Below are 8,519 nucleotides of genomic sequence, written 5' to 3'. Positions count from 1 at the left end.
GGGGGGGGGGGGGGGGCGGGGGGGGGGGGGGGGGGGGGGGGGGGGGGGGGGGGGGCCGGCCCCCCCCCCCCCCCCCCAACCGCCCCCCCCCCCACCCCACCCCACTTCACCCCAACGCCAGCACCAGCAACCCAGCGATCCAGCAACCCACCCGCGAAGATCCAACAAAGTTGTCGGCCCTTCCTTGTCCTGTGGCCATGAGTTCGACACCATCGGCCGGGCGGCGTCGCGACACGGGCCCGCACCCCCGACCTGCTTCCACCCTTTCCCCCCCTTTCCACCCCTCAGCCACTCCGCCACGCCCAAGCCCCACCACCGACCGGCACCCACTCACCCACACCCACACCCAACCCCGACCAACGACAGCCACTCCAACCCTTCACACCCCCTCCCACCACCCCCGCACCCTCGATCACCGATCACCCACATCCGCGGACGTGCCACCGCGGACCACCACCCCTCACGGACCACCAACCCTCACAGGAGAAGCCCCATGGCGAGATCAACCCTGGTCGTATCGCTGACCGTTGCCCTGGTTGCGACCGGCGGTGTCGTCTTCACACCGTCGGCCAGCGCCGGTTCGCCCGCTCGGGGGGCGCTCGCCCCGGTGTACGCCGCGGGGGCGGACGCCGTCGACGGCCGGTACGTCGTCGTGCTCAAGGAGCCGGCCGCGTCGGCCCGTACGGAGTCGACCGCCCGGGCGCTGGCCGGTGCGACCGCCACGGTGGCCGAGGCCGGCGGCACGGTGCGCCACTCCTACACCGCGGCGCTGCGCGGCTTCTCCGCCGACCTGCCGGCCGCCGCGCTCCAGCAGGTGCGCCGCGACCCGTCGGTGGCCTACGTCCAGCCGGTGCGGGTGCACCGGCAGGAGTCGGCCGGCTTCCGGGCGGTCCCGCAGCCCCAGCAGCGCGCGCCCTGGCACCTGGACCGCATCGACCAGCGCAAGCTGCCGCTCAACTCGACGTACGCGCCCGCCGGCGACGCGTCCGGGGTTCCGGTGTACGTGCTGGACTCGGGCATACGGGCCGGTCACCGGGAGTTCGAGGGGCGCGCATCGGGCGTCTACTCGGCCATCAAGGACGGCAACGGCACCACCGACTGTGCGGGGCACGGCACGTTCGTGGCCAGCCACATCGCGGGGAAGACGTACGGGGTGGCGAAGAAGGCCAGGGTGCGCGCGGTGCGCATCCTGGGGTGTGACAACAGCGCCACCACCGAACAGATCCTGGACGGCATGAACTGGACGGCCAAGAACGCGCCGGCGTCCTCGGTGGTCAACATGAGCATCCAGAGCGCGGACGGCGTCGCCGACCGGGCCATGGACGACGCGGCCAAGACGATGATCGACAAGGGGCTGCTCCTGGTCTTCATCGCCGGGAACTTCGGCAAGGGCGACTGCCAGAACTCGCCCAAGGACCCGCGGGCCATCACCATGGGCGCCACCACCAGGAAGGACGCCCGCAACACCGGTGCCAACCCGTCGAGCTACGGCTCGTGCCTCACCGCGTTCGCCCCCGGCGCCGACGTGACCGGGGCCGGCCACACGAGCGACACCGCGGTCGTCCGCGGCTGGAACGGCACCTCGTTCGCGGCCCCGCTGGCCGCCGGCACCCTGGCCATCGCGATGCACGACAACCCGAAGCTGACCATGGCCGAGGCGAAGAAGCTCATCGTCTCCACCGCCACCCAGGGGCAGCTCAAGAACATCGGCAAGGGCTCGCCCAACCGACTGCTGTACGTGGCTGCCGCCGGGCGGTGAACGGACCGCCGAGCGGCGAGTGAGGCGTCAGGTCGGCGGGCCGCGGTGAGCGGTCCGCCGCCCCGGCGCGCTCGGGCCACGACGTCAAGGCTCCGGCGGGGCGCGCCGACGGCTCGTACGACACCAGCCGATAGCACTCGACGCCGGCGGCCGGTCGCGCTCAGCACCGGCCGGTCGCGCTAGCCCCGCCGCACCGGTGACCCGTTCCGGTCCTCGCCCGGCGGACCCGGTTCGGCCCCTTCCTCGCGCAGGCCCACCTTGGCGTGCAGGGCGCGCAGCGGACCCGGGGCCCACCAGTTGGCGCGGCCGGCCAGGCGCATGAAGGCCGGCACCAGGGCGCCGCGCACCAACGTCGCGTCCATCAGCACCGCCAGGGCCAGGCCCACGCCGATCGCCTTCAGGTAGACGATGCCGGAGATCACGAAGCCCAGGAAGACGATGGCGATCAGCAGGGCGGCGGCGGTCACCGTGGAGCCGGTGCGTTCCAGGCCGCGGGCGACGGCCCGGGTGTTGTCGCCGGTGCGGTCGTACTCCTCCTTGATGCGGGAGAGCAGGAACACCTCGTAGTCCATGGACAGCCCGAAGGCGATGCAGAACAGCAGCACCGGCACCGTCCAGGTGATCGTTCCGGTGACGACGAAGTCGCCGACGACGCCCTCCAGATGGCCGTCCTGGAAGCCCCAGACCAGCACGCCCAGGGTGGCGCTCAGGCTCAGGCAGTTGAGCACCAGGGCCTTCAGCGGCAGCACCACGCTGCCGGTGAACAGGAACAGCACGAGGAACGAGCTGAGCGCGATGACCGCCAGCGCCAGCGGCAGCCGGTCGTTCATGGCGCTGATCGAGTCTTCCAACTCGGCCGCGGGGCCGCCGACCAGCACCGGGTACGGGGCGTCGACGGCCCGGACGTCCTCGACCAGCTCGCGGCCCTTCTCAGACAGCGACTGGCTCCTTGGCACCACCGACAGATAGGTGCTGTCGGTGGCACCGAACCGCTGCGCGGCCGGGGTCGGCGGGGCGACCTGCTTGCCGCCGGCGAAGGTGCCGGCCTCGGTGTCGACCCGGGCGACACCGTCCAGCCGGGAGAGCCGTTCGGCGTAGCCGGCGACGGCGCCGCGCTCGCCCTTGCCGGGCGTGTCGGAGAGCACGACGTTGAGCGCCTGGGTCTCCTGGGCGTCGAAGTCGCTCCGGATGCTCTCGCCGACCTCGCGCGACTGGGTGTTGGCCGGTAGCACCCGCTCGTCGGCCAGGCTCATCCGCAGGTCGAGGAAGGGCGCGCCGAGGAAGAGCAACAGCCCGATGACGACCGCGGCGACCGGCAGCGGGAAGCGCATGACCGTCACCGCCAGCCGGTGCCAGAAGCCGGCTTCCGGGTCGGGCGCAGTGGAGACCTTCGTGTGCTTGCCGAGGATGCGGCCCTTCTCGATGCGCGGGCCGAGCGCCTTGAGCAGCGCGGGCAGGAACGTCACCGACACCGCGGCGGCGATCAAGGCGGTGGGGATGCCCGCGTACGCGAAGGAGCGCAGGAAGTAGAAGGGGAAGACGAGGAGGGCGGCCAGGGCCAGGGCGACGGTGACCGCGGAGAAGACGACGGTGCGGCCCGCGGTGCGCAGTGCGGTGGCGATGGCGCCATCGGGCGGGGCGCCGTGCGCCAACTCCTCGCGGTAGCGCTTGATGAGGATGAGGCTGTAGTCGATGGCGAGGCCGAGCCCGAGGCCGGTGGCCACGTTGGTGGCCAGCACCGAGACCTCGGTGAAGAGCGTCAGGATGCGCAGCGTCAGCAGTACCGAGACGATCGTCAGGCCGCTGACCAGCAGCGGCACCAGCGCGGCGACCAGGGTGCGGAAGACGAAGAGCATGACGACGAACAGGACCGGGAAGGTCACCATCTCGATCTTGAGGAGGTCCTTCTCGGTGGTGTCGACGATCTCCTTGTTGGCGAGCGCGGTGCCGCCGATGCGCACATCCAGCCCGTCGGCCTCGGCCGCGCCCTCGTATCGCGACTCCAAGGCCGAGAACCGGTCCTGGACCTGGTCCTCGTCGCCGTCGATGCGGGCCAGCACCAGTGCCCGGTCGCCGCTCTTGCCGCGCAGGGCGTCCGCCTTGCCGAGCGACCAGTACGAGACGGCCTGCTCCACGTGTTTCTCGCGGGAGAGCCGGTCGGTGAGCGCCTGTCCGGCGGCGGTGACCGCGGGATCGTCCACGCCCCGCCGGTCGGTGAGGAGCAGCGTGAAGTTGGGGGCGCCCGCATGAAAGCGGTCTGCCATGATTTCGGCGGCCTTGGCGGATTCCGTTGAGCCGTCGATGAATCCGCCGGCCGACAGTTTGGAGATCACTCCGCCGCCCAGTGCCCCCGCAATGACGAAGAGGACGCCGGAGAGATAGAGCACGAGTCGGCTGCGACCGGACGTGAAGCGAGCCAGCGAGGCGAACATCTGACGTGACCCTTCATTCGGGGCGCGGTCGGCCGAGGCGGCTGGACGGTCAGATTACTCCTTTGCGCCAGTGCACGACCCGTGCAAGTCCTTTTGCCGGCCATGGCAAGAGTCTGCTTACCAACTCTTGTCCCGCGCCTGCTATTTATCGTCCCTCCGCACGGATTTACGTTTTCCGAGAGCTCGGAAGCGACCCTGTTCTGTGGAGGTGCGACACGCATGGCTCGACGCAAGAGGACTGCCGTCGTCGGCGGCGGCATGGCTGGCTGCGCCGCTGCTAAGGAGCTGCTGAAGAACGGGCGGGAGGTGGTCATCTACGAGACGACCGCTGGTCTCGGCGGGCGTGCGCGGTCCTGGCACCGGCCGGAGATCGAGCCCGACGTCGGCGTCAACCTGTGGTTCACGAGCTTCTACAAGATCATGTTCGAGCGCATCCGCGAGTACGGTCTCGAAGACCAGCTCACGGAAATGTCGAACAACGTCATCGTGGTCGACAACGGAAAGCCCGCCGAGCTCCTCTCGGACTCGATGAAGAGCCTCTTCACGTTCCCGCACGTAAAGCTCGGGGACCGTATCGGCTTCCTCACCGCCACGCTGAAGGAAACGCTCAAGCGCAAGGAACTCGACCTTTTCGACCCGGTCAAGCTCGCCAAGTACGACGATGGCACCAATGCCGCCGATTACGCCCGCAAGAGCATGTCGCAGCGCGGCTTCGACAATCTGCTGCGGCCGGAGATCGAGTCGTTCTGGCTGTGGCGTTGTGAGGACATCTCGGCCGCGCACGTGCGGGCCATGCAGGCGCAGATCGCCGGCGCCAAGTTCTACGTGTTCAAGGGCGGCATGGAGATCATCGCCGAGAAGAACGCGGAGGGCGCGGAGCTGCGCCTGGAGAACGAGGTGACCGACCTCCAGGTGCTCGACGGGGAGGTGCGCATCACCGCGCGGGACGCCGACGGCACGCTGTCCGACGAGGTCTTCGACGACGTCGTGGTGGCCACCCCGGCCCCGGTCGCCGCCAAGCTGACCGCCGCCCTGCCGCGCCAGGTGGTCGGCGAGGACACCCGGGACTTCCTGGCCACCCAGAAGTACGAGCCGGCGCTGTCGGTCTCCTACCTGGTGGACTTCAGCAGCATGCCGTCCGAGGCGCACATCGTGGCCGCCGGGGCGGACGACCCGCCGGTCAAGACGATCATCACCTTCCCGCGTCAGGTGCGGGACGCGAACGGCCGCCCGGTCGACAAGCACCTGGCCTTCGTCTACCCGGGGCGGGCCGCCACCCGCCGCCTCCTCAAGCTCTCCACCGAGGAGCAGTTCGCGGAGACCTCGCGCCTGGTCACCTCGCTCTGGCCGGACTTCCCCGCGGATGCCGAGCCGTTCGAGATAGCCGAGCGCCCGTTCGCGATGCCGGTGCCCGAGCCCGGCCGGTACCGCAAGTCGGCCCGCGTGATCCGGCTCCAGCACGCCCCGGTGGTCTTCGCCGGCGACTACTTCACCTCGCCGATCTCGGAGGCCGCCATGCTCTCCGGCATCCGGGCAGCCGACAAGCTGCTCACGGTCGGCTGAGGCGCGGCGGGCCGCCCATGAATGCGATCACCGCCGCCGGGGCCAGGCGCGCCCAGGGTGCGCCCGGCCCCGGTTCGCCGGCCCAGGGGTTCGCCCCGCGGCTGTCGGCCTTCGCCCGCCTGGCCAAGTTCGAATTCGTCCTCGACTACTACCTCAGCGTCCTGGTCGTCGTCTCGGCGCTGATCGCAGGCCCCGGGCTCGGCGGGGACGGGCTGCTGACGCTCGGTCTGTTCCTGCTCGGCGAGATCGGCGTGGTCTCGGCCGTGATGGCCTTCGACGACGTCAACGGCTTCCAGGACGGCAGCGACGCGGCCAACTACCTCAGCAAGGACGGCACGGAGCTGCGCCCGCTCCAGCGCAAGCCGCTGCTGACCGGCGCGCTGCGGCTGCGCCAGGCCCAGTGGTTCGGTTACCTCGCCCTGGCCTGGGGCGTCGCCCTGTGGTCGGCGGCGGCGCTCACGGCGGCCGAGCAGCCGGTGTGGGCGCTGGTCCTGACGGGCCTGGTGCTGCTGTCGAGCTGGCAGTACTCGTGGGGGCTGCGGCTCAGCTACAAGGGGCTGGGCGAACTGCTCATCGCCGGCTGCCCGATGGTCATCGTCATCGCGCCCTACGGCCTGGTCGCCGGCGACCTGCCGGCGTTGTTGCTGGTGGAAGGCGTGCTGTTCGGGCTGTGGCAGATCCTGGTCTCCGCGTACTCCAACACCAAGGACATCGAGGGCGACGCGGCGGTGGGGCGCTCCACGGTCGCGGTGCGCGCCTCGGCGCGGGGCAACCGGCTGTTCATCGGGGTGCTCAGCGCCGTGGACGTGGCGCTGACGGCGCTGGCCGCAGCGGTCGGCTGGGGGCCGTGGTGGCTGGTGCTGGTGATGCTGCCGCTGACGGCGCTGCGGGTGCGGCAGTACGTGTCCTTCCTACGGAACGGGGACGCGCTGCTGGCCCGGCGGCGCGGCGTGCTGGCCTTCCGCACCGGCGTGGCCTGCCTGATCTTGGTCAACCTCATTCACTGACAGGAGAGTCATGAGTGGCACGAACAGGTCGTCCGGCCTGGGTTCGCTCTTCGAGAGTCACGCGGACCGGGGTCGGCGCACGCACTTCCACCTGAGCCGGCCCTTCGACATCGCCCCCGAGCGGGGCGCGCACTACACGGTGCAGCAACTGGCCGACCTGGTGGCGGAGGCGTCGGCCTGGCTGTACGAGGCGGGTGCGCGCCCCGGCGCCCGGGTGGCGATCGCCAAGGACAACCACTGGGACTACCTGCTGCTGGCCGCCGCGGCGGCGCGGATCGGCGCGCTGCCGGTGCTGGTGGCCGGCGCGCTGCCGCCGGACACCTTGCAGACGGTGCTCAAGCGGGCGGACGCCCGGGTGCTGGTCACCACGAGCGCGATCGTGCGCGGCGCGGCGGCAGCCGGCGTCGACGTGACCGCCTTCGCCGCCCGGGTGCTCACCATCGACGCGCCGGTCGAGGGCGCGGTGCACGTGGACGAGGTGCGCGGGGCCCGGGTGCCGGGCACGGTGTACGCCGCTTCGTACGAGCCGATGGTGGCCACCCACACCTCGGGGACCACCGGGGTGCCGAAGCTGGTGGTGCACTCGGCCGACACGATCATGGGGCATCTGAGCCGCACCGAGTCGCTGCCGTGGCCCATCGTCGGCATGAAGCACCGGGACACGGTGGCCACCGCCATCGCGTACAACCACATGCGGATGATCACCTGGAGTGCGGGGACGCTGCGGCTCGAACCGCGGCACGCGCTGGTGCTGACGGATGGTTCGCCGCAGACCGCCGAGCGGATGTTCCGCCGGCACCGGCCCACCTATCTGGAGGCGCTGCCCGCCACGTACGTCGGGTGGGAGCCGCTGGCGGAGCGGGCGCACCACGTCTTCACCGACGTACGGGTCTACGTGAGCACCTTCGACGCGATGCACCCGCCGACGGTGCGCACCTTCCTGCGGGCCAGCGAGCGGCGCTTCCCGACCTGGTTGCAGGGGTGGGGGCAGTCGGAGACCGGGCCGATGACCTTCCGGCTGCTGGCCAGGCGCGATCTGGAGGCGCAGGGCGACCGGCACCCGACCATCCGCGACGTGGGCCGCCCGATCCCCGGCTTCACCGGGATGAAGGTGGTCGATCCGCAGACGTTGCAGCCGGTGCCGGACGGCACGCCGGGGGTGGTGCTCTCGCGCACCCACGGGCGGTGCGTGGGCTACCTCGGTGAGGAGGACCGCTGGCAGTTGAAGGCCGCGGGCAAGTGGTGGAACACCGGTGACTGGGCGGTGCGCAGCAAGACCGCGGCGTTTCGGCTGCTGGACCGGGAGGTCGATGTGATCCCGGGGATGAGCTGCATCGAGTTGGAGGACGTGTTGGCCGACCGGCTGCCGCGGCTGACCGAGGCGACGGTGATCGGCGTGCCCGGGGAGTTGCCGCTGCCGGTGGTGTGCACACGGGACGGCTCGTGGGACCAGGCGGCGTGGGAGCGGGCCACCGCGGACCTGCCGCGGCTCGCCGATCCGCGGCTGCTGGCCTGGGAGGAGTTCCCACGGACGAGCACCGGCAAGGTGCGGCGGATGGAGTTGCGGGAGCGGCTGTTGGGCGACGCCGCCGCGTACGGCACCGGGCGCTGGACCTGACGCCGGGCGCGGACGTCGGTACGGCGCAGCTCCCGGGGGGGGGGGGGGGGGGGGGGGGCCGGCGCGCGCCGGCCGCGGGGCCCCCCCGCCCCCCCCCCCCCCCACCCCCCCCCCCCCCCCCCCCCCCCCCCCCCCCCCCC

At 71.5% G+C, this 8,519-nt stretch carries 5 protein-coding genes; 4 read left to right on the top strand and 1 reads right to left on the bottom strand.

All coding sequences use genetic code 11. The features are described 5' to 3' along the window. Positions 1 to 493 precede the first annotated feature (493 nt). Positions 494 to 1,759: a S8 family peptidase gene (locus AAHZ94_RS23130; RefSeq protein ID WP_349994907.1), complete on the top strand. Its 1,266-nt coding sequence runs from the start codon at positions 494 to 496 to the stop codon at positions 1,757 to 1,759. A 179-nt stretch (positions 1,760 to 1,938) separates the two neighbouring features. Here the strand turns inward: AAHZ94_RS23130 and AAHZ94_RS23125 are convergent, their stop codons facing one another. After that, positions 1,939 to 4,191 (bottom strand): MMPL family transporter, encoded by a 2,253-nt coding sequence (locus tag AAHZ94_RS23125; RefSeq protein WP_349994906.1) that lies wholly within the window; start codon positions 4,189 to 4,191, stop codon positions 1,939 to 1,941. A gap of 219 nt (positions 4,192 to 4,410) precedes the next feature. Between AAHZ94_RS23125 and AAHZ94_RS23120 the strand changes: the two genes are divergently transcribed. From AAHZ94_RS23120 to AAHZ94_RS23110, 3 genes are read left to right on the top strand one after another with little or no spacing between them, the layout of a single operon-like run. Beyond that, the gene (locus tag AAHZ94_RS23120) at positions 4,411 to 5,754 is read left to right on the top strand and encodes an FAD-dependent oxidoreductase (protein ID WP_349994905.1); all 1,344 of its coding nucleotides are present in this window, start codon (positions 4,411 to 4,413) and stop codon (positions 5,752 to 5,754) included. Between the two features lie 17 nt (positions 5,755 to 5,771). Further along, on the top strand, positions 5,772 to 6,761 hold the full coding sequence (locus AAHZ94_RS23115) for a UbiA family prenyltransferase (protein WP_349994904.1): 990 nt from the start codon (positions 5,772 to 5,774) through the stop codon (positions 6,759 to 6,761). 10 nt (positions 6,762 to 6,771) lie between these two features. After that, positions 6,772 to 8,379 (top strand): class I adenylate-forming enzyme family protein, encoded by a 1,608-nt coding sequence (locus AAHZ94_RS23110; protein WP_349994903.1) that lies wholly within the window; start codon positions 6,772 to 6,774, stop codon positions 8,377 to 8,379. Positions 8,380 to 8,519: the final 140 nt, after the last annotated feature.

The sequence above is a fragment of the Streptomyces sp. HSW2009 genome (assembly GCF_040240285.1).
GTDB lineage: Bacteria > Actinomycetota > Actinomycetes > Streptomycetales > Streptomycetaceae > Streptomyces.
This window is presented reverse-complemented; position numbering and strand designations above follow the sequence as displayed.